Raw genomic sequence first — 25,579 nt, forward strand, 5'->3', positions numbered from 1 at the left:
CCGCCGGATCCGGCGGATTTCCTGAAAGATTGACTGCCGGACTGTCACCAGAAATCGCGTCCGGGGTCAACATGTGAGAAGAGATTGATCTTGCAGATGCCTGTTTATTTCGCAACGCCGCATTCGTAAAGCTATCGGATGGCCGCTTCCGGCGTTGTTTCGGGATCAGGCGGGCTTGAAGCTTCCCAGATTTCCAACAGGCGCCGCCCGTCCGGGTGCTTCCTGCTGAACATGGGATACATGGGCACTTCCAGGAAGGTGGGGGAGTGAACGAGCAGGCTTGCTTCGTCACCCAGGAACACGGCCTTCCGGATCATGCCGACTTCCGTGCTCTCCATATAGACATCGGCCCGTTCGTGCAGAAGCATCGACCAGGCAAGCTGTTCCGTCGACACATATTCAACAGTGACACCGGCCGCCTCCAGCATGTCTTCATACCAGTAGTTTCTGACCGCGACCACGGAGAGCCCTTCCTTGCGAAGATCATCGAAGCTCAGTGGCCCGATGCCGTCCGGAAACCGGTCTTTCTTGTAAAAATGTACGTAGGTCGCCAGTCCGACGGGTCGTTCGGGAAAATAGAATTCCTCGCTTCGTTCATCCGTGTAGGACCAGGAAAAGGTTGCGGCGTAAGTCCCGTTCCTGACCATCTGGTACGATCGCTGCCAGGGCAGAAAGTCGAATTTCGCCTGATGCCCGGCTTTTTCGATTACGCGCCTGACGATCTGGGTGTGGCTTCCGAAGCCCGGTGACTTCGCGCCAATAAAAGGCGGCCATTCGCCAACCGCGAACGTGAAGGTTTCACTCCGCGATGCAGGAACGTACAGAAAGCAGAACAACATCAGTATGCAGATAAATGAACCGAGTTGCCTCACACCGGGCCCTCCATCTTCATTTGATGCAAGCGGCGAGACACTATCGGCAAACCTCTAGGAAAAGGTGAACCTGATTGAATACCTGGCGTGAAAATTCACCGGCTGTGCACTCACGTCAGGTTGCTTGGGTCTTTGCAAAGACCACTTGAGATCAAGGGGCGACCGGGCCTATGAGAAGGAACGCGCGATCCGGCAGAGCACCTGACAATTTGAAGGACCAACTGATGACCTCCGCAGCAGACCGACTGGCAAACGTCCAGGCAGATATCAGAAGTGCCGAAGCCGAGTTCGGCAGGCCGGAAGGGTCGGTAACGTTGATTGCGGTTTCCAAGACCTTCGAAGCGGACGAGATCCGCCCGGTGCTTGAGGCAGGTCAGCAGGTTTTCGGCGAAAACAGGGTGCAGGAAGCCATGCACAAGTGGCCGGGGCTTCGCGAGGACTTTGATGGTATCGAATTGCATCTGATCGGCCCGCTGCAATCCAACAAGTCCAAGGAAGCGGTCGCGACCTTTGATGTCGTCCATACGGTTGACCGGCCGAAAATCGCGAGGGCATTGAAAGCCGAGATGGAAAAGCAGGGCAGGGATCTGCCGTGTTTCATTCAGGTAAACACGGGTGAAGAGCCCCAGAAGGCAGGCATCGCACCGAAGGATGTCGATGCCTTCGTGAAAGAGTGCAAGGAAGATGTCGGGCTCAACATTGTCGGCCTGATGTGCATTCCGCCGGTCGACGAAGCACCGGGCGAACATTTCGCGCTTCTGGAAAAAATCGCCGCCCGCAATGGTCTTGAGCAGCTTTCCATGGGCATGTCTTCCGACTATCCGGTCGCGGTCGGCTTTGGGGCCACGCACGTGCGTGTCGGATCCGCCATCTTCGGCTCGCGCGACTACACCTGATCAGAGCCTGCCGTTTCACGGAACGGCAATCAGACCGGGACTGGTATTGCTTCGGTTTGCAGGACTGGTCGCGAACCGAAGCATGGATAGCCGTTTCAACCAGTTTGTTTCGAATTTATAAATAAAATCAAATAGATATTCAGACTGATTTTTCCAGCGGAAGCCCCAGAACTGCCCAAAATCGTTAAAAATGACGGTAGTTTGACCGACCTGTGGCTGATCCCCATGGCGGAACACAACATTGCCGCGAAGGTTTCAAAGAGCTGCCCTTTGCCGGTCGCGATCGGCCCGCAGTGTTTGTCTCGTTCCGGTTCGACGGGTCGCAGGGGCCTGGCGAACGGACGGAACGACAGGTGAGCCCAAAGCCGAATGGCACACGGGACACCTGACAAGACCCAAACCATTGGAGGTCATATCATGTCCAAACGTCTTACTGCTGCTCTTCTGATCGGTGCCTTTACCGCGTCTTCCGCAGCTCTTGCCCAGGGCATGTCGTTCGAGGCGGTGGATCTCGATCAGGACGGTTATGTCAGCTTCGAGGAAATCGCGGCAGCCGTCCCGACCCTTTCCGAAGATGCATTCAACGCGGCTGACAGCAATCAGGACAGCCTTCTGGATCCGGAAGAGTTCTCCTCCGTCCAGCCGTAACCGGGCTTCGGGCAATCAAACCCCCCGTCGGCTGCGTCAGCAGCCAGATTGCCCGAACAAGACCACCGTCGGTAAGGTCACGCCGGCGGTGGTTTTCCGTTTTGAAGGGGACTTTCGAACTTTACTCGAACAATTGAGCCAACCCGGTCGGGCCAGGCTTCAGTCCAGCCAGAAATCCGGCGTCAGGAGCAGGATACCTGCCAGGATTTCCAGTCGACCGAGGATCATCTGAACCGCCAGAAACCATTTGGCGAGATCCGGCAGGGACTGGAACGTACCGGACGGACCAATGGTATCGCCAACGCCGGGACCGACATTCGCAAGGGCTGTGATGGAGGCGCTGAGCGCCGTCTCGAGATCAAGACCGAGCATCATGTAGACCAGCGAAAACGCCGCAAAAGCGCCCGCATAAAGAACGGCGAAGACAAGCACACCTTCCAGAACCGGATTTGACACGGCCCGACCCTGGTATTTCGGCTCGACCACCCGGTGTGGCCGGATCATCCGTCGGAAGAGGCCCTGGATGTAACTGCCCAGAATTGCGATCCGGAACATCTTGAAGCCTCCGGACGTGGAGCCGCTACAGCCGCCGAAGAACGTCAGCACGAAGAAAATCGCGATCACGGGCGGACCGAACTGCAGGTAGTCGTTGGCGGCATAGCCGGTGGTGGTGATCACCGAAACCACGTTGAAGACCGCGAATGTGAACATCTGGAACGGCGTGTCATGTCCGATGAACCGCTCGAACAGGAACACGCTGATCGAAGCTGCGGCGACAATGGCAAGCAGCAGCATAATCTGGACGTCTTTTACCCAATGCCGTCGCTCGATACTCCGGATCAGATAGAGGAACGGCACAGCGGATCCCAGCATGAACACCGAGGCGACCCAGTAAACGGCGAGGCCGTCGAATTGGCCGAAGGACTGGTCGGACGTGGAGAAGCCTCCCGTCGAGACAGTGGTCATCGAATGGATCACCGCTTCGAAAAAGGTCATTCCACACAGAAGGTAGAGCGTGGCGCAGGCAATCGACAGTCCGGCATAAAGGGCCAGCAGCCGATAGACGAACGGGCCGACATGACCATAGGGCTTGCTGGTATTTTCAGACGATTCCAGCGCGAAGAGCTGGCTGCCACCAACGCGCAAGCCCGGCAGAAGCCAGATCCCGATGGCAACCACGCCAATGCCGCCAACCCATTGCAGCAGCGCCCGCCACAGCAAAATGCCCGGCGGCAGAGTGTCGAGACCCGTCAGGATTGTCGAACCGGTTGTGGTCAGGCCGGAGGCGGTCTCGAAGAAGGCGTCTGTGAAGCTGATGCCGAGGCCGCTGAAGTAGAAGGGTACGGCACCGGCGAAGGAGAAGGTGAACCAGGCGGCGTTGACGAACAGGATCGCTTCGCGAAAGTGGCTCGGCGGCTGTTCTCCCTGGAAAGCCATGGTCATGAGCAAGCCTGCGGTTCCAAGAACCAGGGCCGATACCAGAAAGACCTGCCAGTCCGAGTTTCTGGCGAACACATCCGCGATACCCGGAACGATCATCAGAACTGAAATCAGGATGAGCAATCGTCCGATTGGCAAAGCAATGGCGCGATAATTCATAGACTGGACGTCCGCAACGGTCGGCTGTCAGGACAGCAGGCGTGTGTGTCAAAAGACTGTCGTTATCTGCCTGTGCACCGCAAAAAGCAAGGCCGTCGGGTTTTAGGCCTGCCAATCGCCTGGAATGACCGGCAGGGTAGCTGACCTGCGGGCGATCGGCAAAACTGCTTCTAAAACACACCTATACGCCAGTTCATGTTGACCGGACCGGGAGGCTTTGCCAGAGTGATTTCATAAATTTGGGAGGAAAACATGAAAGTACTTTCCTGGGCGCTTGGCGCGGCAATGGCGCTTGGCCTGGCAGCCGGTTCGGCACAAGCAGCAGACACAACCTTGCGCATTTCGCTGCAATTGCCTCTGACGAGCCACCTCGGCCAGAATCTGCAGCTCTTCAAGGAAGAAGTAGAGAAAAACTCCAACGGCGACATTGCCGTGGAGATCTACGATTCCGCTCAGCTTTACAAGGACAACGAAGTTCCGGCAGCCGTCGGCAGCGGCTCCATTGAAATGGGCGTTGCGTCGCTGACGCGTTATGTCGGCGACATTCCTGCCGTCGACGTCTTCTATCAGCCGTTCCTGTTCGACACGGAAGAAAAGGTTCGTGCGGCCGTAGCCAAGGGATCTCCGGTGCGCGGACCGCTGGATGAGGCAATCGCGGAAACCGGTTCCACCGTTCTGTGGTGGCAGGCTTATGGCGGCTCCATCATGCTGTCCAATGGCGGACCGCTGAAAACCCCGGAAGATCTGAAAGGCAAGAAGGTTCGCGTCTTCGGCAAGACGCTTGGCGATTTTGTCACGGTTGCCGGCGGTGCGCCGACGCTGATTTCCGGTTCCGAACAGTATCTGGCCTACCAGCGCGGCACCGTGGACATCGGCATGACCGGCGTTTCCGGCGTGAAATCCCGCAAGCTCTGGGAAGTCATGGACACGATCACCGTGACCAACAATGCGGATATCGAGTTCATCGTCGTGGTGAACACCGATTTCTGGAACGGCCTGCCGGATGAGCACAAGAAGATCATCGAGGCTGCTGCCCTCAAGGCGGAAGCCGATGTGCGGGATCGGATGTCCCAGATCGAAGCTGAAGCTTACGAGATTTCGGAGCAGAACGGCATGACCATCTACACGCCGACCGCAGAAGAAATGACCGCCTGGAAAAGCGTAAGCCAGCCGGTCTACGACAACTTCGTCGAAAAAGCGGGCCCCCTCGGCAAGCAGGTTCTCGAAGCCGCTCAGAAATTCTGACGGTCCGCGGATCCTGAACGACGGAAGCGGCCGCGGTCATGCTGGCCGCTTCCAGTCACGGATGCCGGAGTTCCGGTGTCTTTTCGCGACCGGGTTTCACCGGCCGTCTTTTCCCGGCCTTGCCGATTGCTCGATCGACAGATGGTTTCATGAAAGCCTTCTATTTTCTTCTTCAGGCCTTTGCCTGGATCGCCGCGCTGCTGTTCGTCGCCGTGGGCTGCATGCTCACGTATGAAGTTCTGGCCCGGTATCTTTTCGTTGCACCGACCATCTGGGCGTCGGAGTTGTCTCAGCTGTGCCTGATCTGGGGCACCATGCTTGCCATGCCATGGCTGTTGAAAGCCGGTCGGCACATTGCGGTTGATGCGCTGACAGACCAGCTGAGCCCGGGCTGGCGCCGCGCCTGCCATGTGGTTGCCATGGGCTTTGTTGCGGTGTTCAGCATCCTGGTCGCCTGGAAGGGTGGCGGGATCTTCTACGATTCCTTCGAGCGAGGCCGCACCTCGGGCTCCATGCTGGACCTTCCCATGTGGATCTCCGAACTGTCCGTTCCTGTCGGGTTTGCGCTTCTGTTCGTGCAGGCCCTCATTGAGCTGGGCCAGAAGCCCAAGTCGGGCGATCATGAAGCGGTGGTGATGGAATGACGACGGTTCTCATTCTCGCTTCGCTGTTCACCTTGTTGCTGATCCGCGTGCCGGTGGCGTTCGCGCTGGGCGGTCTCGGCCTTGGAATGCTCATTCTCGGTGGTTTCTCGCCGCTGATGGCGCCCCAGGCGATCCTGTCGACCCTGGATGGCTTCATTCTTCTGGCGGTACCGCTGTTCCTGCTGATGTCCAACATCCTGCTGAAAGGCGGGGTCGGGCGGGATCTCTTTGCCGCCGTTCATGCCTGGGTCGGTCACTGGCCGGGTGGACTGGCCGTCGCGACCATCCTGTCCTGCGCCATCTTCGCAGCCATTTCCGGATCGTCTGTGGCAACGGCCGCCACCATCGGAACAGTTGCGATCCCCGAAATGATCCAGCGCGGCTACGAGCGGAAATTCGTCTACGGCCTGCTTGCCGCCGGTGGCACGCTCGGCATTCTGATCCCGCCGTCTATCCCGATGATCGTCTATGGCTTCGTTACCGAACAATCGGTGATCGCGCTGTTCCTGGCGGGTGTTGGCCCGGGCCTTATGCTTGTGGTGTTCTTCATCGTTTTTTCCATGGTCTATGCCCGCTGGTTCGGCGGCTACACGCCGGAGCCGGCGTCAAGCTGGGACGAGCGCATGCGGGCAACAGTGCGGGCATTTCCGTCGATCCTGTTGGCGCTTGTTGTTATCGGCGCCATCTACAGCGGCGCGGCGACACCGACGGAAGCTGCAGCCATCGGCTTTGCCGTGGCGCTGCTGATTACCGGGCCCATCCTGCGTACGCTTACCTGGCAGGGTCTGAAGGAAGCCGCGTTCGATGCCATGGTGACGACCGTTGCCATCGTCTTGATCATTGCCGGGGCCAAGGTGTTCGGCAAGGCGATCACGCTTTACCGGATTCCGCAGGATATCTCGGTCTTCATCGGCCAGACCATCGATACGCCGCTCGCATTCATCATCGTGGTGTCGATCGTGCTTCTGATCATGGGGCTGGTGTTCGAGGCGCTGTCCATGGTGTTGATCATGACGCCCGTACTGCTGCCGGCAGCCATGGCATTGGGCTTCGATCCGATCTGGTTCGGCGTCTACATGGTCGTCATGGTGGAATGCGCCCTGATCACACCGCCGGTCGGGCTCAATCTCTATGTCATCCAGTCAGTCGCGCGATCGAAGCTGTCCGACGTCTCCCGTGGCGTGCTGCCGTTCCTGGTGATCATGTTGATTTCGGTCGCGATCCTGTATGTCTGGACCGATCTCGCGCTCTATCTGCCATTCAAGTTCTGAGGTTTTTGTCATGCCGTCACCGGCAGCTACCCTTCGCGCGCTGCTGGAGCAGCCGAAACTTCACGTCATGCCTTGCTGTTATGATGCCTTGTCCGCCAAGCTGATCGAGCAGGCAGGGTTCGATCTCACCTTCATGTCCGGCTTTGCCGCCTCCGCATCGCGGATCGGGCAGCCGGATCTGGGGCTGATGTCCTATGGCGAAGTGCTCGATCAGGCGCGCAACATCACCGATGCGGTCCGGATTCCGCTGCTGGCGGATGGCGACACTGGTTACGGAAATGCCATGAACGTGCGCCGGACCGTGACCGGCATGGCCAAGGCAGGCGCTGCGGCCGTGATGATCGAGGACCAGGTGGCTCCGAAACGCTGCGGTCACACACCGGGCAAGGCGGTCGTTTCGCGCGAGGAAGCCTTTGACCGGATCCGGGCGGCGCAGGATGCCAAGGAGGCAGGGGCCGATATCCTGATCCTTGCCCGGACCGATGCCCGTCATGAGCACGGCCTTGCCGAGGCAATTGCCCGGGCGGCAAAGTTCAAGGAACTCGGTGCTGATATCCTGTTTGTCGAGGCGCCCAAGACGGTTGCCGAAATGCAGGAAATCTGCCGGGAACTGCCGGGTCCGAAGATGGCCAACATCGTGGAAGGCGGCGAAACTCCCGACCTTTCGCATGAAGAGCTTCGGGACATCGGTTACGCCATTGCCGCCTATCCGCTGACCCTGATGGCCAGCGCCATGAAGGCAATGGTCGCGACGTTGCAGCAGCTGAAGAGCGACCAGGACCGCACACCGGATCTCATGGACTTCAAGGAGCTTCGGGACCGGATCGGCTTCAACGACTATTATGAGGTTTCGGCCAAATACGAGACGTCCAAGCGGGATTGATGCCGCCGGACTGTCCGGAACCCGGTCGCTCTGCCGAACTGCAAAATACGCCAACCCGTGCTACTCGGCGTTGGATTTATTGCAGATGGAATGTTAGACCCTGCGCGACTCAGAAGCTGTAACGGAAATCTTGAATGCAGGGCGAAAGACGCCGAAGACCTTCGCTGTCGCTGCCGATCCTGCGGACATCGCGCGACCAGCACCGGGACGGCACACTGACGCTCGGCAATTTGCTGTTGGCGCTGGGCGAGACGTCGTTCGGCTGGGCGATCGTGCTGTTTTCCCTGCTGACGCTTCTGCCGTTGCCTCCCGGCTCCTCGCTCGTCACCGGTCTGCCGGTGCTCGTCACCACGTTTCAGATGGTGCTCGGCTTTCCGCACGTGAAACTGCCCAGGCCGCTTGCACGCCTGTCGCTCAATCACAACAAGCTGCGTCGAACGATGGTGCGCCTGCGTCCCGTCACAATGCGGCTGGAGCGTGTGCTGGCCCACCGGTACGAAGGTCTGTTTGCACGAAAACATGAGCGCTTGCTCGGGCTTGCGTTGTTCGTCATTGCTTTCACGTTGTTTCTGCCAGTGCCGCTCAGCGGCTGGTTTCCGGCGGTCGCGCTGTTCATCGCCGGCGTCGGCATTGTCGAGCGCGACGGACTGGTCGTCATCTTCGGTCTGCTGCTGGGTCTGGCCGCGGTGCTGCTCACCATCGCCATCCTGACGTCGATTGCGATCAGTACCCAAGCGTTCATGGCCTGAACCGAAAACCAGATGTTCGACAAGACGAAACGGCATGGATCCCATGGTCAAGCCACGGGATGACGGTGTAGAGACAGAAATCCGGATCAAGGAAAACGGGAATTTCCGCCGCTTCCTTGACTCTTGCCCGGGTTTCGGGCATATCCCCGCGAACTCCATATGAGTGATTGAAATTTCGATCCGCCGACCGGGACCCGCAAAGGTGTAAAGAGTTCCCGGAGGTTAACATCCGACAGCGCGTTGCGCCCTCGGGTGTCAAACTGCTTTGCGCGGATTGATCCGGTTGGAAATGACCGGCGGTTGCCCATATGGTTCGGGAGACTTCCCGAAACCGAGACTATTCAAGGACTACTGATGTTTGAAAGCCTGTCCGATCGATTAAGCGGTATTTTCGACAAGCTCACCGGCCGCGGTGCGCTGTCGGAGAACGACGTCAACGAGGCGCTGCGCGAAATCCGCCGCGCGCTGATCGAGGCCGACGTTGCGCTGCCGATCGTACGTTCCTTCACCGACAAGGTGCGCAATCGCGCCGTCGGTGCCGAGGTGGTCAAGTCCGTGACCCCGGGCCAGATGGTCGTGAAGATCGTTCATGACCAGCTGGTCGAGATGCTCGGTGAAGAAGCCCATCCGATCGACCTGAACGCTCCGGCACCGGTGGCGATCATGATGGTCGGTCTGCAGGGCTCCGGTAAAACCACCACCACGGCCAAGATTGCCCGTCGCCTGACCCAGCGCGACAAGCGCAAGGTGCTGATGGCATCGCTCGACACCCGCCGTCCGGCTGCCCAGGAGCAGCTGAAGGTTCTGGGTGAGCAGAACGACATCGACACGCTGCCGATCGTTGCCGGCCAGGGCCCGGTCGAAATTGCCAAGCGGGCCATGTCCGCCGCCAAGCTCGGCGGTTATGACGTGGTCATGCTCGACACCGCTGGCCGTATTCACATCGACGAGCCGCTGATGGTTGAAATGGCAGAGGTGAAAGCCGCTGCCCAGCCGCATGAAATCCTGCTGGTGGCGGATAGCCTGACCGGTCAGGACGCCGTCAACCTGGCGCAGAGTTTCGATGAGCGCGTCGGCATCACCGGTATCGCCCTGACCCGTATGGACGGCGACGGCCGCGGCGGTGCGGCGCTCTCCATGCAGGCGGTCACCGGCAAGCCGGTCAAGCTGATCGGTACCGGCGAAAAATCAGACGCACTTGAAGACTTCCACCCGCGCCGGATCGCCGACCGCATCCTGGGCATGGGCGACATCGTCTCGCTGGTGGAAAAGGCTGCAGAAGCCATCGACGCGGAACAGGCCGCGAAAATGGCGAAGAAGATGCAGAAGGGTCACTTCGACCTGGAAGATCTCGCCGAGCAGCTGCGCCAGATGGAAAAGCTGGGCGGCATGTCCGGCATGATGGGCATGTTGCCGGGCATCGGCAAGATGAAGAAGCAGATCGAGGCCTCGAACATCGACGACAAGATGTTCAAGCGTCAGGTCGCCATCATCGAATCGATGACACCGGCCGAGCGTCAGAAGCCCGAACTGCTCAAGGCCAGCCGCAAGAAGCGTATTGCAGCCGGGTCGGGCATGGATGTTGCCGACGTCAACAAGCTTCTGAAAATGCACCGCCAGATGGCGGACATGATGAAGAAGATGGGCAAGGGCAAAGGCATGCTGGGCAAGCTGATGGGCGGCCTTGGCGGCGGCGGAATGCCGGATGTCGATCCCAAGCAGCTTGAAGAAATGGCCAAGTCCGGCCAGTTGCCGGGCGGCATGGAAATGCCGAAAGGCCTGCCCGGCGGGTTGGGCGGCGGTCTGCCGCCAGGCATGGGCATGCCGGGCCTTCCGGGCCTCGGCGGTCCGAAACTTCCCGGGTTTCCGGGTATGGGCAAAGGCAAGAAACGATGAGCGAAGCGGAGAACAAGCTGGGTGAAAGCCCCGCCTTGCGCGAACTGAAGGCTCTTCGGGCGTCCATCGACAACATTGATGCGGCTCTTGTTCACATGCTCGCCGAACGGTTCAAGTGCACCCAGAAAGTGGGTGTGCTGAAAGCCACCAACGACCTGCCGCCGGCTGATCCGGCGCGGGAGAAAATTCAGATCGAACGGCTGCGCCAGCTTGCGGGCGACGCCAACCTCGATCCTGACTTTGCCGAGAAATTCCTGAACTTCATCGTCAAGGAAGTGATCCGGCACCACGAAGCCATTGCCGCTGAAGCCGGCAACTGAACAAACTGGAGACATAAAAATGGCTACGAAAATTCGCCTGGCACGTGGCGGTTCCAAGAAGCGCCCGTATTACCGCATCGTTGTTGCTGACATCCGCTCCCCGCGCGATGGCCGTTTCATCGAAAAGGTCGGTTCCTACGACCCGATGCTGCCGAAGGATTCCGAAAACCGCGTGACCCTGAACGTCGAGCGTATTCAGCATTGGCTGGACAGCGGCGCAAAGCCGACCGACCGCGTTCACCGTTTCCTGGATGCTGCCGGCCTCTTGAAGCGTGAGCCGCGCAACAACCCGAAGAAAGCCGAGCTGGGCGCAAAGGCGAAGGAACGCGTTGAAGCCAAGCGTCAGGCTGAAGAAGAAGCAGCTGCTGCTGCCGCTGAAGCTGCTGCCGCTCCGGCAGAAGAAGCAGCTGCCGAATAAGCAGATGCGCCAAGCCGCACCGGAAGACATTGGCCAGGGAGCCTTTTGAGATGACGTCCAAGGACGATCAGAAGGTACTGATGGCCAAGATCGGTGCGGCGCATGGCATTCGCGGGGAAGTGCGGGTCAAACCTTACGGCGATGACCCGCTTTCCTTTGCCGATTATGGCATTCTGACCACCCGGGACGGCAAACGTTCCTTCGAGGTGGAACGGGCGCGGGTGCAGAAGACGGTGGTGATCACCAAGTTCAAGGGGATCGCGGACCGCAACCAGGCGGAAGAGCTGAACGGTGTCGATCTCTTTATCGACCGTGACCAGCTGCCCGAACCTGAAGAAGACGAATTCTACTATTCCGACCTGACCGGCCTCGATGTGCTCGACCAGACTGGCGAGACACTCGGGAAGATCATTGCGGTGCAGGATTTCGGAGCCGGCGATCTGCTGGAAGTCCGGCCAAAACGCGGCCGCAGCTTCTATGTTCCGTTCACGAAGGAATTCGTGCCGGAGATCGATCTGGAGAACGGCCGGGTCAGCGCTTCGCTGCCGGAGGATTACTTCTCCGAAGGAGCTCCTGAGCCTTCTGAAGACGAGCCGGACAGGTAACGCGTTGGCACGGGCTGCAAGCCCATCTTGCGTAGGTTGAGCTCTTCGCGCTCCTCCGCGGGAACGTCCTGGCGGGCAGCCTGCCGAACCTCGGAACGCTTCAGCGCAATCAGTGCGACGACCAGTGCAACCCCGATCCCGTTGGCAAAGGCATCCTGCAACGACATTTCGTGGTGGGGAATGAAGCCTTGCACCACTTCACCCGCCAGGCCCATGCCGAAGGCGACGACGGCGGAAATACGCAGCCGGCAACAGAACAGCGCATGGATCGACAGGGTCAGAAGTGCGAAAAAGCCGATATGGATGACCTTGTCATAGGGGTGGCCGACGCCGGTGTTGAACACAAGGCCGGCCAGCACGCCGAAGGTCATCAAGGCGAACAGGGGCAGCACGCGGCTCAGGGAAATGTCGAGATAGTGGCGGTCGACATGCACCTGAATGAAACGGGGAAGCTTGAAACGCAGGACTGGAAATTTTGCCACGGCAATAAACCCGATTGAAACGCTCTTGCCACTTTATACTGCGAGCCTTAATCAGAGCTTTCTTTCCGGCGGCTACCCTGAAGAATTCGACAGGTTTTTAGGAAAGCGGTAAACGGCTCGTTAACCAATGAGCGGTTTTGGACCCGGGCATACCGGCCAATCAGCAGAACTGACAGGCGTAATGACGTTCAAGGCAACCATTCTGACGCTCTACCCGGACATGTTTCCAGGGCCCCTGGGCCACAGCCTTTCGGGCCGGGCGCTGGACAAGGGGCTTTGGCAGTTGGAAACCAGCCAGATCCGCGACTTCGCGACGGACAAGCACCGCTCCGTTGACGATACGCCGGCCGGTGGCGGTGCCGGTATGGTGCTCAGGGCCGATATCCTGGCCAGGGCCATTGATGCGGCGGCCCCCGCTGAGGACCCGCGCCCGCGGCTCCTGATGAGCCCGCGCGGGGCGCCCTTTACCCAGGACCGTGCGCATGAACTTGCCGAAGGCCCTGGCGCAGTCATCGTCTGCGGCCGCTTCGAAGGGGTCGACCAGCGGGTGATCGACGCGCGCGGTCTGGAGGAAGTCTCCGTCGGCGACTACATCCTGTCCGGCGGCGAAATCGGCGCGCTGACCATGCTGGACGCTGTTGTCCGGCTCATCCCTGGCGTCATGGGCAACATGGACAGTGCGGAAACCGAAAGCTTCGAAGGTGGCCTGCTGGAACACCCGCAATACACGCGGCCGGCCGAGTTCGAAGGCCTGACCATTCCCGAGGTTCTGACCTCGGGCAATCACCGGAAGATCCACGAATGGCGCATGGCCGAAGCCGAGCGCCTGACACGCGAGCGGCGGCCGGATCTCTGGGATGCCTATATGGCGGATGAAGACGACCTGGATTGAAGAATCCGCATGACAGTGGCGCAAATTTCCTGTATATGCGCGCGGAAGCTGGGTGAAGTTGTCTCTTTTCCTTGGAAAGACCTGCGTCCTGAACCGGACCAAAAGGACCGGAAAATCAGGAAAGTCCAGCCGACAAGCAACATGGCCCAAAGTCGGTGAACCCGTTTCCGGCCAAAACCGGAAAACGCTCTGACCGCTTTGTAATTCAAAAGGGAAATATGCCATGAACATCATCGAGCAGCTCAATGCTGAGGAAATGGCGAAAATCGAAGAGCAGCGCAAGCTGCCGGAATTTTCTCCTGGTGACACCGTTCGCGTCAACGTGAAGGTCACCGAAGGTACGCGTACCCGTACCCAGGCTTACGAAGGCGTCTGCATCGCCCGTTCCGGCGGCGGCATCAACGAGAGCTTCACGGTTCGCAAGATTTCTTACGGTGAAGGCGTCGAGCGCGTTTTCCCGGTCTACTCCCCGATGCTGGAAGGCGTTGAAGTGGTTCGCCGCGGTAAAGTCCGTCGCGCGAAGCTCTACTACCTGCGCGACCGTCGCGGCAAGTCTGCCCGTATCGTCGAAAACACCAATGCTCGTTCCAAGCGCCTCAACGAAGAAGTGCGTGCGGAAGTGGCTGCTGCCAAGGCAGCTGCTGCAGAAGCCAAGGCCGCTGCCAAGGAAGCTGCAGAGAACGCAGCCGAATAAGCCGGCCCGGCAAAACGTTTCGAAAAGGCGGTCCTTCGGGCCGCCTTTTTTGCGTTTGCGCCAAACCCCGGCGCAGCCCGATGCAAATCCGGGGTTTTGCGCCCCGTTCTTCCTGCGCCGGTCAATCTGAGTTGAATTCAGCTCAACTCGGAACGCTTGACCTTCAGGCGGCGCTGCGTCATTCACTAGCTACGATAAACGAGGATAGACCCTTGCGGCAGGACGCGCCGCGACGGGCATCACCGGGCATTTCGCAAACTTTAGACCGTTTGACCGTTTGCTCGGATGGACCGAGGAGAGACCCATGGCCAACGCACGGACGCTTTACGACAAGATCTGGGACGACCACGTGGTCGACATGCAGCCGGACGGAACCGGTCTGCTCTACATCGATCGCCACCTGGTGCATGAAGTTACCAGCCCGCAGGCATTCGAAGGCCTGCGCATGGCCGGCCGCCAGGTGCGCCAGCCGGAGAAGACGCTTGCCGTGGTCGACCACAACGTTCCGACCACCGATCGCCGTCACGGCATCGATGATCCGGAATCGGCCCTGCAGGTCGACACGCTGGCCAAGAACGCGGCGGAATTCGGCATCGAATATTATTCCGAACTCGACATGCGTCAGGGCGTCGTTCACATCGTGGGTCCCGAGCAAGGCTTCACCCTGCCCGGCATGACCATTGTGTGCGGCGACAGCCACACCTCCACCCATGGCGCTTTCGGCTCCCTCGCCCACGGCATCGGCACGTCCGAAGTGGAACACGTTCTGGCCACCCAGACGCTGATCCAGAAGAAAGCCAAGAACATGCTGGTGAAGGTCGACGGCAAGATCCCTGCCGGCGTCACCGCGAAAGACATCGTTCTGGCCATCATCGGCAAGATCGGTACCGCAGGCGGCACCGGTTACGTGATCGAGTATGCCGGCGAAGCAATCCGTGCCCTGTCAATGGAAGGCCGCATGACTGTCTGCAACATGTCCATCGAGGCTGGTGCACGCGCAGGCCTGATTGCACCGGACGAAATCACCTACAAGTACATCGAAGGCCGCCCCAAGGCGCCCAAGGGCGAAGCCTGGGACATGGCTCTCGGCTACTGGAAGACCCTGCATTCGGATGCAGACGCCTATTTCGACAAGGTCATCGAGCTGGACGCTGCCAACTTGCCGCCGATCGTTTCCTGGGGCTCGTCTCCGGAAGACGTCATCTCGGTGGAAGGTGTCGTGCCGGATCCGGCCGAAATCGCTGATGAAAACCGCCGCGAGTCCAAGAAGCGCGCCCTGGAATACATGGGCCTGCAGCCTGGCACCAAGATCACCGACATCAAGATCGACCGCGCCTTCATCGGTTCGTGCACCAACGGCCGCATTGAAGACCTGCGTGCTGCGGCGGCCGTCATCGGCAATCACAAGGTGGCAGCAGGCGTCAGCGCCATGGTTGTCCCGGGCTCTGGTCTGGTGAAGGAACAGGCCGAGGAAGAAGGTCTGGACGTCATCTTCAAGGAAGCAGGCTTTGAATGGCGTGAGCCGGGCTGCTCCATGTGCCTTGCCATGAATGCGGACAAGCTGAAGCCGGGCGAGCGCTGTGCGTCGACGTCCAACCGCAACTTCGAAGGCCGTCAGGGTCACAAGGGCCGGACCCATCTTGTTTCGCCGGCCATGGCGGCAGCGGCGGCAATCGCCGGCCATTTTGTCGATATCCGCGAGTGGACGACGAATTGATTCGACCGCATTTCGGTTCATGAGAAAGGGCGCCGCAAGGCGCCCTTTTTGCTTCTCCCCGTAAAACAGTCACAATGACGCAGGGGATTTTGCTTTTGCGTAAATAATTCATGTAGTTAAGAAAAATCCTTTGCCGGGTCTGATCTGGCGACAACTGCACTCAGAAATGATTTTCCCGGGCTTCACAAGACTGTCACCTCGGCACTACAATACTCCCGTCACAAAAGGACTGTTCCGCTGTCCGATTGACCGGATAACGGACATTCCGACAGGTCAACGCGCTGTCAGTTGGCACCTGATTGCTGGAAGTTGATCCAACGTAAGTCGTTAGAGCAACGCATCCGCGTGTGGATTCGGCATGCTCTGGGAATGAGGAGCGGAAGGTGACGATAGCGGTTTCGTCGGGCGCCCATCCGGCGTTGGTGCTCAATGCGGATTACCGGCCTTTGAGCTACTACCCCCTGTCGCTGTGGAGTTGGCAGGATACCATCAAGGCTGTGTTCCTGGACCGGGTGAACATCGTTGCCGAATACGATGCAGCGGTTCGAAGTCCGAGCTTCGAGTTCCGATTACCCAGTGTGGTCTCTCTCAAGACCTTCGTGAAACCCAGCCGATACCCTGCCTTTACCCGATTTAACGTCTTTCTCCGCGACAAATTCCAGTGTCAGTACTGCGGCTCCAAGGATGAGCTGACCTTCGACCACCTTGTGCCGCGTTCCAAGGGTGGTCTGACGACCTGGGACAATGTCATCACCGCCTGCTCCCCCTGCAATCTGCGCAAGTCCAACAAGTCGTGCCAGCAATTGAACATGTGGCCGATGCACATGCCGTTCCAGCCGACCATCCAGGACCTGCACAACAACGGCCGCGGTTTCCCGCCCAACTATCTGCACGATAGCTGGCTGGATTTCCTCTACTGGGATACCGAGCTGGAACCGTAGTCTCCGGTTCGTATTGCGAGCCTTCAGGCGGGGTCATCAAATGCCCTTGTGACGGCGCCAACGCGTCTGCGTCGGAGCGCCTATTCCACGTTGCAGGCAACTGGCAGTTGACATCCAGTGGATGTATTTATGCCGTTGAATATTTGATTTTAACGAGGCTTTAACCTCGTTCCCAAAGTTCATTCACTGTTTTTTCTTAAAGTGTGTAGTAGCTGTCTTTATCTCCCTTGAGGCGGCGCCATACATGTCTCTTCTTTTCTGGAATTTCAAAATAAACAGACGATTTCTCACGCAACGTGAAGGGGCCGTGCTGCCCATCTTTGCGTTGATGGTGATTTTTCTGATCGTCGTCATGGGCGCAGCCGTGGACGTTTCGCGCACGGTCAACGCCCGCGAGAAGCTGTCTTATGCGATCGATGCGGCCGCACTGTCCGTGGCGGCGGATCTGTCGACATCGCTCATGACGGATGAACAGATCAAACATGCGCTGACGGATTCCTTCAAGTCCAACCTGGACGGTGCCGAGTTTCTGACCGAAGCCATCAAGAACCTGACCTTTGTGGTCGATGCGGAAAATGGAACCATCAAGGTCTCCTCGACGGCCAGCCTGCAGAATTACTTCATCGATTTCGGTGGCTACATGATGAAGAACCTGGGTCCGGAGACTTTTGCCTTCGGAACCAGTTCACAGGTCTCCTATTCCAAGTTCAATGTGGAGCTGGCCCTTGTGGTGGACGTCACCGGCTCGATGTCCTCAAGTGACATGAACACGCTGCGCGATGCCTCGACGGCGGTGGTCAACATTCTGCTGCCCGAGGACGTGGAAGAAGACGATGCCAAGGTGCGCATTTCGCTGGTTCCCTACAGCCAGGGCGTCAACCTCGGCACCTATGCAAAAAAGGTGAAGGGCGGCGATTTCTACAGCGTCAGCGGCAACTGCGTCACGGAACGTCAGGATTATTCCACCTATGAGGTCATGCTCACGGACGATCCCTATAACTACTACAAGAAGTCCAGCCCTCCTCCGGCACAGACCTTTTTTGGCGGGGGCAGCAGCAGTTGCTCCTCCACGTCCAAGCTGGTGCCGTTGACCAAGAGCCGCTCCACGTTGCTGCCGGCGATTTCCGCTCTCAACAACACTGGCGGTACGGCGGGTCAGACCGGGGTTGCCTGGGGCTGGTACAGCCTGTCGCCGAACTACGCCAACGTATGGCCTGCGGACAGCGCGCCTGCGGCCTATTCAGACGGCGATACGCTCAAGTTCGCGATCATCATGACTGACGGCGACAACAACCGGTATTACCAATATATCGAACAGGAGGAGCAGTGCGGCTGGGTCAAGAAAAACGGCAAGTCGACCTGGCAATGCAGCACAGTGGCCGTGAACGCCTGGCGGGAAACAGGTGAAAGCGAAAGCTACAACAACACCTCTTCCGTCCGCTCACGAGACATCTGTGCGGCCATGAAGGCTGCCAATATCCAGGTTTTCGGAGTTTACTTCGGAACCAGCAATACATCCGCAGGGGCAAAAAACATGCAGTCCTGCGCAAGCCAGGGAAACTACTATCAGGCTGCATCGTCCGATGAACTCATAGGAGCGTTCGCAAACATCGCGCGGAAGATCCAGTCGATCTACCTGTCCAAATAAGACCTGCCGGACGACCGGCCAGCGAAAAGCGTCAGTCTCGATTCTTTCCGATTGGTTTACCAAACGGAAACAACCTCCTATTTTCTACATTCCGTTTAAGGAATTAGGTACTTTTCTAGAGTAACTGTCTCACAAAATGACGAGGCAGTAATGCAGTATTTGAAGCGTCTCATTTGCCGACCCCTGCTTGCAGAGTTTACCGGCGACCGCAAAGCATCCATTTTGCCCATTTTCGGTATGCTGGTGATCCTGATCGTCGTGATCGCGGGGATTACCATCGACGTGTCCCGAACGGTGAATGCGCGCGAAAAACTGTCCTTTGCGATTGATGCCGCGGCACTTTCGGTCGCGGCAGACCTGTCGACCAGCGTCATGAGCGACGACCAGATCAAGCAGGCACTGGCGGATTCCTTCAAGGCCAACCTGGCCGACGTCGAATTCCTGGACGAGGCAATCGACAATCTCGATTTCGTCGTCGATCCGGACAACGGCACCATCAAGGTAACGTCCACGGCCTCTCTCAAGAACTACTTCATCGACATGGGCGGTTACGGCAAGAGTGCCCTCGGCCCGGAAACATTCAGCTTCGGAACGAGCTCACAGGTCACCTACTCACGCTTTGACGTCGAACTGGCCCTCGTCGTCGACGTTACCGGGTCCATGCGCAACGACATGGATACGCTGCGGGATGCCTCCGAAGGCCTGGTGAACATCCTGATCCCGGATGGAACCGAAGAATCCGAAAGCAAGGTCCGTATTTCGCTGGTGCCATACAGCCAGGGGGTCAACCTGGGAGCTTACGCTTCCAAGGTGAAGGGCGGCCTCTTCGGCTATGCCGACAGCAGCAAATGCGTGACGGAACGCCAGGATTACGACGACGGCGAAGATCTCTACGAAGTTCGCTACACCGACAAGACATACAATTACTACGACAAGACCGATCCGCCGCCGAAGGCCGTGTTTTACGGCGGTGGCAGCAACAATTGTTCCAGCACGTCGAAGATGATCCCGCTGACATCCGACCGGGACGAGTTGCTCGATGCGATCGCCGACCTGGATGATAACGGCGGTACGGCAGGCCAGACCGGCGTGGTCTGGGGCTGGAACAGCATCTCGCCGAACTATTCGGACGTATGGCCCCTTGCAAGCAAGCCGGAGCCTTATGACAACGAGGATGTTCTCAAGTTCGCGATCATCATGACCGACGGGGATAACAACCGGTACTACGAATACATCGGCGAACGGGAAGAATGCGACTGGGTTTATTCCAGACGCCATGGCTGGCAGTACAAGTGTGAGACGGTTACGATCAATCAGTGGCAGGAACGCAGCGAAAGCGAGAGCTACAGCAACAATTCCTCAACGGCTCAGCGCGCGCTTTGCCAGGCCATGAAGGACGAAGGAATTTCGATCTTCGGCGTCTATTTCGGCACCAGCAACACCTCGGCCGGGTCGAGAAACATGCAGTCCTGCGCCAGCACGGGCAATTTCTACAAGGCAACGAGTTCGGACGAGCTGATCAACGCCTTTGCCAATATCGCCAAGAAGATCCAGCAGATCTACGTTTCGAGGTAATCGAAGCTTTTTGGGACGGGTCGACCAAACTGAAAAGGCTCGCCGGGTGGCGAGCCTTTTTGCATTTCATAGTCCGGAGTGTGCCGGTCAGCCGCGGTTCTGGCGGTTGTCGATCAGGTCGTCGACGACGGTCGGATCGGCCAGGGTCGAGGTGTCGCCCAGGCTGTCGAAGCTGTCTTCGGCGATCTTGCGCAGGATACGGCGCATGATCTTGCCCGACCGGGTCTTCGGCAGGCCGGGTGCGAACTGGATCAGGTCCGGAGAGGCAATCGGCCCGATTTCCGAACGAACATGCTTCACCAGTTCCTTCTTCAGGTCGTCGCTCGGCTCTTCGCCTTCCATCAGCGTGACATAGGCATAGATGCCCTGTCCCTTGATGTCGTGCGGATAGCCGACCACAGCGGCCTCGGAAACCTTCGGATGCGCCACCAGTGCGCTCTCGACTTCCGCCGTGCCCATGCGGTGACCGGAAACGTTGATGACGTCATCGACGCGGCCGGTGATCCAGTAGTAGCCGTCCTCGTCACGACGGCAGCCGTCACCAGTGAAATAGAGGCCCTTGTAGGTGGCAAAATAGGTCTGGACGAAGCGCTCATGGTCGCCATAGACCGTGCGCATCTGGCCCGGCCAGCTGTCCTTGATGACAAGGTTGCCTTCCGTTGCCCCCTCCAGGAACTTGCCTTCCGCGTCGACGATCGCCGGCTGGACGCCGAAGAACGGACGGGTGGCGGAACCTGGCTTCAGGTCGGTTGCGCCCGGCAGCGGCGTGATCAGGATCCCGCCGGTTTCGGTCTGCCACCAGGTGTCGACAATCGGGCAGCGCTTGTCGCCAACCACATTGTAGTACCAGGTCCAGGCTTCCGGATTGATCGGCTCGCCAACGGACCCCAGAAGACGCAGGGACTTGCGCGAGGTTTTGGTGACGTGTTCGTCGCCGGCGCCCATCAGGGCGCGGATCGCGGTGGGGGCCGTGTAGAAGATGTTGACGTTGTGCTTGTCGCACACTTCCCAGAAACGGCCCGGACCGGGATAGGTCGGAACACCTTCGAACATCAGCGTGGTGGCGCCGTTGGCGAGCGGGCCGTAGACGATGTAGCTGTGACCGGTGACCCAGCCCACATCCGCCGTGCACCAGTAGACGTCGCCTTCGTGATAATCGAAGACATATTCATGGGTCATGGAAGCGTAGACCAGGTAGCCGCCGGTGGTGTGCATCACACCCTTGGGCTTGCCGGTCGACCCGGAGGTGTAGAGGATGAAGAGCGGATCTTCCGCGTTCATTTCCGCCGGTGCGCAATGGTCGGACACACGGTCCGCCTCGTCGTGGTACCAGACGTCTCGACCGGCCTGCATGGCAATGTCGCCGCCGGTGCGCTTGACCACGATGACGCTCTTTACCGGCGCTTTTTCGGCAGCCTTGTCGACATTGGCCTTCAACGGCACCTTGCGGCCACCGCGCAGGCCCTCGTCTGCCGTGATCACGCATTCAGAGGCGCAATCCTCGATACGCTGGGCAAGGCTGTCCGGTGAAAATCCGCCGAAGACGATGGAATGCACAGCGCCGATGCGGGCGCAGGCAAGCATTGCATAAGCTGCTTCCGGAATCATCGGCAGATAGATGGTGACGCGGTCACCCTTCTTGACACCCTGGCCGTGCAGCACGTTGGCGAACTTGTTCACCTCGCGGTGCAGTTCCTTGTAGGTGATGACCTTGTGCTCGTTCGGGTCGTCGCCTTCCCAGATGATCGCGGGCTGGTCGCCGCGCTTTTCCAGGTGACGGTCAACGCAGTTGGCCGAAACGTTGAGCGTGCCGTCCTCGAACCATTTGATCGAAACGTTGTGATAGTCGTAGGAAGTGTTCTTCACCTTGGTGAAAGGCTTGATCCAGTCCACCCGTTTGCCGTGCTCACCCCAGAAGCCATCGGGGTCTTCCACGGAACGCTGATACATTTCCTGATATTTGGCATTGTCGACATGCGCCCGCGCGGCAACCTCCGCGGGAACGGGAAATACGGACTCAGTCATGTGAAACCTCCCAGAAACCACAATTGGACCTGCGGTAAGCGAGTTCTCCCTTCCGCGGCCTTATTTTGCCGGGGCCATTATGCGTATGGCCCCTCAAAGCGTCCAGAACCTAGACTTGGTACTTTAGTCGGCGAGTCTTTGGTCTATGGCAAGGCCTAAGACCTTCAATCTCGTACGGATTTACGCGTATTTCCCGGCGATCACGTCAGCTCAGCCATCCGATCACGATACCCTGGACAAGCAGTACCCCGAGCCAGTGACCGCCGTCGATCAGCGTCAGGTTCCAGGACAGCCCTTGAAAGCGGTGGTTGACGATCTGTGTGGTCATGACGATGCCGACCCAGATCATCAGCGCGGAGATGATGCCGTTCCTGATATCGGTTCCACCGGTGTGATAGATCACGCCCGCAAAGACGAATGCCATGATGATCTGGCAGAAAAAGGCCGTTGCAAAGACAACCGGGTTTGGCCTCGTCTGCTCCTTGGTCAGACCGGCGGCGTTCATCCAGGCCTTGCCGAGGATGCCGTACCAGAGCGCGCCGAACAGGAAAGACACAATGGCGGCCGCAGCAACTGCAATCAGGTTGATACCGTCGAACATCATTGCAGGTCTCCCAACGTCATTTTTTCCTTGGCAATTCTGTCTACTTGCGACTTTTATCACACTTCGGGATTGCAAGTGTCTCTAAATTCGGCCCGTCTCGCCTATCTCCTTTCCGGATAAGGCTTTTTCGAAAATTCATTACAGGAGCCCAAGGTTTCATGCTCTTTTCAAAGCGACCTGTGTTTCGACTTATGGGAGCTGCCCTCATCGGCGGCACGATGTTCATGTCCCCTGCAGGGGCACAGACGGACACACCTTCTGATCTTTTGTTCGTCCTGGATTCTTCCAATTCCATGTGGGGCCAGATCGACGGTACCGCGAAAGCGGAAATTGCCCGGTCTGCCTTCGAAGGCTTTGTTGCCGGTCTTCCGGATGGAACCAGGGCTGGTGTGATGGCCTATGGTCACCGTCGCAAGGCGGATTGCGGCGATGTGGAAACGCTGGTGCCGGTGAGTGAGCTGGACCGCTCCAAACTGGTGCAAAGCGTCAAGGCGCTCACGCCGCGCGGCAAGACGCCGATTACCGAAACACTTCGGCAGGCCGCGGAACTTCTGGCGCAGAACGACCGCCCGGGACGGCTGATCCTGATCTCCGATGGTATCGAGACCTGCGGCGGGGATCCTTGCGCCCTCGCCGAGGCACTTGCCAAGTCCGGTGTCGATTTCAAGGCCCATGTCATCGGTTTCGACATCGCCTCCAAGGCGGATCAGGCCAAGATTGCCTGTATTGCGCATCTGACAGGCGGCACCTACTGGAACGCCAAGGACGCCGATGGTCTGACCGAAGCGCTGAAGGAAAGCGTCGCCGCGGTTGAGGAAAAAGCGCCGCTGCCTGTGACAGTCCTGACGGCGGCGGACAAGGAAAGCGGCCAGCCTGTTTCAGGCCCTGTGCAATGGACAGTGGCAACCGTCGACGACGAGACCGTGGTGGCGTCCGGCATGACAGGTGGCAGCGTCGAGGTCGAGCTCGAGCCGGGATCCTACGTCGTCAGTGCAGAACTTGGTGAAAAGGCAGGCGGTGCATCGCTTGAGGTGTCCGACAAGGGCGGACAGCAGACTGTTCTTCTCGACGGCAATCTTCCCGAGGCGCGTGTCACGCCCGCCTCCCCTGAAGCACCTGCAACCTCGCTGCTGGAAGTTGCCTTTGAAGGCCCGGGCCTGGATGGTGATTTCCTGCGTGTCGTCACCCCGGACGGAAACAGGCTCGAACGGGATCTCTGGGTGTATGTGCGCGACGGTAATCCCGCCAAACTGGCCCTGCCAACCCAGCCGGGCGACTATGAAATCGTCTATGTCTGGGCCGATAGCGGTGAACGTGTTCTGGCAAAGGCGCCGATCAAAGTGACCGAAGTCCAGGCAATCCTGACCTACGCCCCCGAAGTTGCCGCCGGTCAGCCGGTGGAGATTGCCTTCGAAGGTCCGAACGGGCCGGAGGACTGGATCGGGATCGTTCCGAAGGACGGCACGGTTGACGATTACCAGGGCCGCTGGAAAGGCACTGCCGACGGGTCTCCCGTCACCCTTCAGGCACCGAGCGAAGCCGGCACCTATGACGTCATCTATGTCACCGGCATCGACCAGACGATCCTGACGCGCCAACCGCTAACCGTTGGCGAAAGTGCAGCAACGCTTCAGGCCGACAGCACGGTTGAGGCGGCCGGCAGGCTGAACGTGACCTGGAGCGGCCCGAAGGCGCCCGACGACTGGATCGGCATCGCGCCGGTCGGCTCCGACCCTTCGGCCTATGTGACCTACGAACGTCCGGATGGGGACAGCGTCTCGATCATCGCGCCGTTGGCTCGGGGCGATTACGAGCTGCGTTACATTCTCTCGACGTCCGACGGATCGAAGATCCTGGCCAGCCAACCGTTGAAGATCACGGATCCGAAGGTGACGCTGGAGGGCCCGTCCGAAGTTCCGGCCGCCAGCTATGTCAGCGTAAAGGCGAGCGGCCCTGCCAACAGCAGCAACTTCATCGGTTTTGCCGAACCGTCTCAGGATGCCTGGAGTACGGCGCCGGGCGCCTGGGAGATTGCGGACAACATCTCCAACGGCGTTGTGGAGGTGCGGACACCGGAAGAGCCGGGCACTTACGAGCTGCGCTTCGTGCTGTCCGCAGGTGACGCGGAAATCGTTGCGCGGCAGACCGTGACGGTGAAATAGCGCGACCGGTCATCAACGAAAATCGGAGCCCGCAGCTGTAAAGTTGCGGGCTTCGCCCTGTCCGGAGCTACTGTTTCAGCCAGACGGAAAGCTGTCCGCAAGGCTCGAAACCGAGTTGTCGATAGACCGGTAGCACGCTTGCGTCATTTTCGTAGGTGCAAATCGACCGGTTCGGAAACGGTTCCAGAAGATCGCGCAGAGCACTGTAGAGCCAGGTCTTGCGGCAGAAGACGTTTGAAAGGCCAAGGATATCCTTGCCGTCAAGCTTCGGACCGGTGTTGAAGACCGCCCCTGCCTTCACCTTGCCGTCCTTGACGATGGCGGCGAAATCAATGGTTTTGCGTTCCAGCAGTCTGGACGGGAAAACGGCATGGAGGCTTTCGTTCTCGTTCCAGCCGGCCAGCCACTTCTTCAGGCTTTCCGATGTCGCCACCTTGTGCCAATCGGAGCTGATCGAGGCACGTTTGGCACTTGGCGGCGGACGAAACAGCCAGGTGCCGGTAAAAAGCCTCTGAAAGCCGTAAGGTGCCAGATCCAGACTGTCGAAACTGTCCTTTACCCCGGCCCCCTGCGGCAAATCGGGCAGCGCGGCATAAAAATCCGCTCCCTGCTTCGGCGACAGGGTGACGATGTTCGGATAGAGCGGCAGGGCCTTGTCCCGAGCGCACCAGAACCCTGCATGAAACTCGGTTTTCGCACCTGCGGTTTTCAGGACCGCATCGCACCAGAGCGCATTGTTATGCGCGCAGGCATCCTGTCTGCCAGCGATCATTCGGCCATCAACATCGAAGAT

The 25,579-nt window shown here is 58.9% G+C and carries 24 protein-coding genes; 18 read left to right on the top strand and 6 right to left on the bottom strand.

What is annotated here, in order from left to right; all coding sequences use genetic code 11:
• Positions 1-131: 131 nt before the first annotated feature.
• Complete coding sequence (locus Q666_RS39170; RefSeq protein ID WP_023002473.1) at positions 132-839, bottom strand: transporter substrate-binding domain-containing protein; 708 nt, start codon at positions 837-839, stop codon at positions 132-134.
• 257 nt (positions 840-1,096) lie between these two features.
• On the opposite strand from Q666_RS39170, the gene Q666_RS39175 reads away from it, so the two are divergent.
• Both Q666_RS39175 and Q666_RS39180 read left to right on the top strand, forming a co-directional pair.
• Entirely contained in the window at positions 1,097-1,768 is a 672-nt protein-coding gene (locus Q666_RS39175) for a YggS family pyridoxal phosphate-dependent enzyme (protein WP_023002474.1), read from the top strand.
• A 417-nt stretch (positions 1,769-2,185) separates the two neighbouring features.
• On the top strand, positions 2,186-2,416 hold the full coding sequence (locus Q666_RS39180) for a hypothetical protein (RefSeq protein ID WP_023002475.1): 231 nt from the start codon (positions 2,186-2,188) through the stop codon (positions 2,414-2,416).
• Between the two features lie 159 nt (positions 2,417-2,575).
• On the opposite strand, the gene Q666_RS39185 is transcribed toward Q666_RS39180, so the two are convergent.
• A complete protein-coding gene (locus Q666_RS39185) occupies positions 2,576-4,015 on the bottom strand; it encodes a TrkH family potassium uptake protein (protein ID WP_031269993.1) in 1,440 nt (479 codons plus the stop codon).
• A 252-nt stretch (positions 4,016-4,267) separates the two neighbouring features.
• Here Q666_RS39185 and dctP point away from each other — a divergent pair, with 252 nt between their 5' ends.
• From dctP to rimM, 9 genes are all read left to right on the top strand, one after another.
• Positions 4,268-5,260 (top strand): TRAP transporter substrate-binding protein DctP, encoded by a 993-nt coding sequence (gene dctP, locus Q666_RS39190; RefSeq protein ID WP_023002477.1) that lies wholly within the window; start codon positions 4,268-4,270, stop codon positions 5,258-5,260.
• A 149-nt stretch (positions 5,261-5,409) separates the two neighbouring features.
• On the top strand, positions 5,410-5,904 hold the full coding sequence (locus tag Q666_RS39195) for a TRAP transporter small permease (RefSeq protein WP_023014458.1): 495 nt from the start codon (positions 5,410-5,412) through the stop codon (positions 5,902-5,904).
• Positions 5,901-7,175: a TRAP transporter large permease gene (locus tag Q666_RS39200; RefSeq protein ID WP_023002479.1), complete on the top strand. Its 1,275-nt coding sequence runs from the start codon at positions 5,901-5,903 to the stop codon at positions 7,173-7,175. The genes Q666_RS39195 and Q666_RS39200 overlap by 4 nt, the downstream gene beginning before the upstream one ends.
• A gap of 10 nt (positions 7,176-7,185) precedes the next feature.
• Complete coding sequence (locus tag Q666_RS39205; protein WP_023002480.1) at positions 7,186-8,058, top strand: isocitrate lyase/PEP mutase family protein; 873 nt, start codon at positions 7,186-7,188, stop codon at positions 8,056-8,058.
• A gap of 134 nt (positions 8,059-8,192) precedes the next feature.
• A complete protein-coding gene (locus Q666_RS39210; RefSeq protein ID WP_023002481.1) occupies positions 8,193-8,807 on the top strand; it encodes an exopolysaccharide biosynthesis protein in 615 nt (204 codons plus the stop codon).
• Between the two features lie 354 nt (positions 8,808-9,161).
• A complete protein-coding gene (ffh, locus tag Q666_RS39215; protein ID WP_023002482.1) occupies positions 9,162-10,703 on the top strand; it encodes a signal recognition particle protein in 1,542 nt (513 codons plus the stop codon).
• Complete coding sequence (locus Q666_RS39220; protein WP_023002483.1) at positions 10,700-11,023, top strand: chorismate mutase; 324 nt, start codon at positions 10,700-10,702, stop codon at positions 11,021-11,023. Before ffh ends, Q666_RS39220 begins: the two co-directional genes overlap by 4 nt.
• Before the next feature lie 19 nt (positions 11,024-11,042).
• Positions 11,043-11,441, top strand: a complete 399-nt coding sequence (rpsP, locus tag Q666_RS39225) for a 30S ribosomal protein S16 (protein WP_023014459.1) — start codon at positions 11,043-11,045, stop codon at positions 11,439-11,441.
• A gap of 50 nt (positions 11,442-11,491) precedes the next feature.
• On the top strand, positions 11,492-12,046 hold the full coding sequence (rimM, locus tag Q666_RS39230) for a ribosome maturation factor RimM (RefSeq protein ID WP_023002485.1): 555 nt from the start codon (positions 11,492-11,494) through the stop codon (positions 12,044-12,046).
• Here rimM and Q666_RS39235 read toward each other — a convergent pair.
• Positions 11,995-12,528 carry an antibiotic resistance protein VanZ gene (locus Q666_RS39235; RefSeq protein ID WP_023002486.1) on the bottom strand — a complete coding sequence of 178 codons (534 nt, stop codon included), beginning with the start codon at positions 12,526-12,528 and terminating at the stop codon, positions 11,995-11,997. The genes rimM and Q666_RS39235 overlap by 52 nt on opposite strands.
• Positions 12,529-12,709: 181 nt before the next feature.
• Between Q666_RS39235 and trmD the strand changes: the two genes are divergently transcribed.
• From trmD to Q666_RS39265, 6 genes are all read left to right on the top strand, one after another.
• Positions 12,710-13,420: a tRNA (guanosine(37)-N1)-methyltransferase TrmD gene (trmD, locus tag Q666_RS39240; RefSeq protein WP_031269998.1), complete on the top strand. Its 711-nt coding sequence runs from the start codon at positions 12,710-12,712 to the stop codon at positions 13,418-13,420.
• 223 nt (positions 13,421-13,643) lie between these two features.
• Positions 13,644-14,114, top strand: coding sequence for a 50S ribosomal protein L19 (rplS, locus tag Q666_RS39245; RefSeq protein ID WP_023002488.1), 471 nt, complete (start codon positions 13,644-13,646; stop codon positions 14,112-14,114).
• A gap of 304 nt (positions 14,115-14,418) precedes the next feature.
• Complete coding sequence (gene leuC, locus Q666_RS39250; protein ID WP_023002489.1) at positions 14,419-15,831, top strand: 3-isopropylmalate dehydratase large subunit; 1,413 nt, start codon at positions 14,419-14,421, stop codon at positions 15,829-15,831.
• Positions 15,832-16,214: 383 nt separating this feature from the next.
• Complete coding sequence (locus Q666_RS39255) at positions 16,215-16,772, top strand: HNH endonuclease (RefSeq protein WP_006936861.1); 558 nt, start codon at positions 16,215-16,217, stop codon at positions 16,770-16,772.
• A gap of 307 nt (positions 16,773-17,079) precedes the next feature.
• Complete coding sequence (locus Q666_RS39260; RefSeq protein ID WP_023014460.1) at positions 17,080-18,420, top strand: TadE/TadG family type IV pilus assembly protein; 1,341 nt, start codon at positions 17,080-17,082, stop codon at positions 18,418-18,420.
• Between the two features lie 150 nt (positions 18,421-18,570).
• Positions 18,571-19,995, top strand: coding sequence for a TadE/TadG family type IV pilus assembly protein (locus tag Q666_RS39265; RefSeq protein WP_023002492.1), 1,425 nt, complete (start codon positions 18,571-18,573; stop codon positions 19,993-19,995).
• An 87-nt stretch (positions 19,996-20,082) separates the two neighbouring features.
• Here Q666_RS39265 and acs read toward each other — a convergent pair whose 3' ends face one another.
• Both acs and Q666_RS39275 read right to left on the bottom strand, forming a co-directional pair.
• The gene (acs, locus tag Q666_RS39270) at positions 20,083-22,020 is read right to left on the bottom strand and encodes an acetate--CoA ligase (RefSeq protein ID WP_023002493.1); all 1,938 of its coding nucleotides are present in this window, start codon (positions 22,018-22,020) and stop codon (positions 20,083-20,085) included.
• A 205-nt stretch (positions 22,021-22,225) separates the two neighbouring features.
• Positions 22,226-22,624 carry a DUF1761 domain-containing protein gene (locus tag Q666_RS39275; protein WP_023002494.1) on the bottom strand — a complete coding sequence of 133 codons (399 nt, stop codon included), beginning with the start codon at positions 22,622-22,624 and terminating at the stop codon, positions 22,226-22,228.
• A 158-nt stretch (positions 22,625-22,782) separates the two neighbouring features.
• Here Q666_RS39275 and Q666_RS39280 point away from each other — a divergent pair, with 158 nt between their 5' ends.
• The gene (locus Q666_RS39280; protein WP_081713191.1) at positions 22,783-24,786 is read left to right on the top strand and encodes a VWA domain-containing protein; all 2,004 of its coding nucleotides are present in this window, start codon (positions 22,783-22,785) and stop codon (positions 24,784-24,786) included.
• 67 nt (positions 24,787-24,853) lie between these two features.
• Here the strand turns inward: Q666_RS39280 and Q666_RS39285 are convergent, their stop codons facing one another.
• Positions 24,854-25,558, bottom strand: coding sequence for a hypothetical protein (locus tag Q666_RS39285; RefSeq protein ID WP_023002496.1), 705 nt, complete (start codon positions 25,556-25,558; stop codon positions 24,854-24,856).
• Positions 25,559-25,579 lie beyond the last annotated feature (21 nt).

The sequence above is a fragment of the Labrenzia sp. C1B70 genome (genome assembly GCF_000475395.1).
In the GTDB taxonomy this organism is placed as follows: domain Bacteria; phylum Pseudomonadota; class Alphaproteobacteria; order Rhizobiales; family Stappiaceae; genus Roseibium; species Roseibium algicola.